Genomic DNA, 1828 nt, shown 5'->3' with positions numbered 1-1828 from the left:
CGCCGTAGCACTTGGCGAGCACGTTCTTGCGCAGCGCCCTCACGGTCGAACGCGCGATGATCTGCGCGCCGATCGCCGCCTGGATCGCCACGTCGAACTGCTGGCGCGGGATCAGCTCCTTCATCTTCTCGACCAGCTCGCGCCCGCGCCGATCCGCGCTGGAACGGTGCAGGATCAGGCTCAGCGCATCGACGCGGTCGCCGTTGATGAGGACGTCGACGCGCACGAGCGGGCCGGCCTGGAAGCGCTCGAAGTGGTATTCCATCGAGGCGTAGCCGCGCGAGACCGACTTCAGCTTGTCGAAGAAGTCGAGCACGACCTCGGCCAGCGGTAGCTCGTAGCTGATCTGCACCTGGCTGGCCATGTAGTTGATCGAGCGCTGCACGCCGCGCTTTTCCTCGCACAGCTTGATCACGTTGCCGATGTGCTCGGGCGGCGTGAGGATGTTGGCGACGATGATCGGCTCGCGGATTTCCTCGATGTAGTTCACTGCCGGCATCTTGGCCGGGTTGTCGAGCGGCTCGACCTTGCCGTCGGTGCGCAGGATCTCGTAGATCACGGTCGGCGCGGTGGTGATCAGGTTGAGATCGTATTCGCGCTCGAGCCGCTCCTGGATGATCTCCATGTGCAGCAAGCCAAGGAAGCCGCAGCGGAAGCCGAAGCCCATCGCCTCGGACGACTCCGGTTCGAACACGAGCGCGGCATCGTTGAGCTTCAATTTCTCCAGCGCCTCGCGCAGCGCCGGATAGTCGTCGGCCGACACCGGAAACAGACCGGCGAATACGCGCGGCTGCATCTGCTGGAAACCCGGCAGCGGCTTGTCCGCAGGCTTGCTGGCCAAGGTCAACGTATCGCCAACCGGTGCGCCGTGCACGTCCTTGATCGACGCCGTGACCCAGCCGACCTCGCCCGCGCGCAGCGCGTCTTTCACGAGCCGCTTCGGTGTGAACACGCCGACCGAATCGACTTCGTGCGTGCGCCCGGTCGACATCACGAGCAGCTTGTCACGCGGCTTGATCTCGCCCTGCATCACGCGCACGAGCGAGACGACGCCGAGGTAATTGTCGAACCAGGAATCGATGATCAACGCCTGCAAGCGATCGGTGTCGCGCGGCTTCGGCGGCGGAATGCGTGCGACGATCGCCTCGAGCACGTCGACGACGTTGAGGCCGGTCTTGGCGCTGATCGCGACCGCATCGGTCGCATCGATGCCGATCACGGCCTCGATTTCTTCCTTGACCTTGTCGATGTCGGCGGTCGGCAGGTCGATCTTGTTGAGCACGGGCACGACTTCGAGGCCGAGTTCGACCGCGGTATAGCAATTGGCAACCGACTGCGCTTCGACACCCTGCGCCGCGTCGACGACGAGCAGCGCGCCTTCGCAGGCCGAGAGCGAGCGGCTGACTTCGTAGCTGAAATCGACGTGACCCGGCGTGTCGATGAAGTTGAACTGGTAGGTCTTGCCATCCTTCGCCGTATACGGCAAGGAGACGGACTGTGCCTTGATCGTGATGCCGCGCTCGCGCTCGATCGGGTTCGAATCGAGCACCTGCGCTTCCATCTCGCGCGCTTCGAGCCCGCCGCAAAGCTGGATGATGCGGTCGGCCAGCGTCGACTTGCCGTGGTCGACGTGGGCGATGATGGAGAAATTGCGAATGAGTTCCATGGGATGCCGATAAACGAACCGGCGCAGACGCGCGCCGGTGAATTTCACATTATCGCATGAATCGCAAGGAAATTCGGGAGCAGAAAAGCGAAGGGCCCGACGAGCGGGCCCTTGCGCCGGCGTTGAGCTGCCAACAGCAGCTCGAACGCCGGCAGTTAATCC

General features: G+C 63.6%; 1 protein-coding gene. It reads right to left on the bottom strand.

The genetic code is table 11. The annotated features are described in order from the left end of the window. The coding region (lepA, locus tag VF497_RS02610) for a translation elongation factor 4 (RefSeq protein ID WP_330885974.1) at positions 1-1666 on the bottom strand (1666 nt) is incomplete at its 3' end. Positions 1667-1828 lie beyond the last annotated feature (162 nt).

This window comes from Rudaea sp., assembly GCF_036383415.1.
Lineage (GTDB): Bacteria > Pseudomonadota > Gammaproteobacteria > Xanthomonadales > Rhodanobacteraceae > Rudaea.
Note: the sequence above shows the minus strand (reverse complement) of the source record. Positions and strands in the feature narration are given on the sequence as shown.